The sequence below is a fragment of the Paraburkholderia sp. SIMBA_030 genome, from assembly GCF_046535245.1.
Classification (GTDB): Bacteria; Pseudomonadota; Gammaproteobacteria; order Burkholderiales; family Burkholderiaceae; genus Paraburkholderia.
On record NZ_JAWRXB010000618.1, the window covers coordinates 1 to 269 of the forward strand.

Genomic DNA, 269 nt, shown 5'->3' on the forward strand with positions numbered 1-269 from the left:
GCGAAACCCACACGCCGTTCGCGCTTGCCACGAACCCCGCGTATGGCTTCCAAGCGTGCTCGTTCGCGGACCCGAATCATTCATACGATGCCGGACGCGTTCATCTCGCCAATGGCGCAATGAACGGCTTCCTGCTCACGGCCGGTACAAGCCTCACGCGCGGCGACCTGCTGCCGATCGGCTATTTCCAGTCCGCGGATCTTGACTTCTATCGCGGCGCAGTCACGCAGTACACCGTGTGCGACTACTACATGAGCGGCATTCTCGCG

1 protein-coding gene is annotated in these 269 nt (G+C 61.7%); it reads left to right on the forward strand.

From position 1 onward, the window contains the following. The coding region (locus tag SB772_RS41430; RefSeq protein WP_410838701.1) for an alkaline phosphatase family protein at positions 1 to 269 on the forward strand (269 nt) is incomplete at both ends.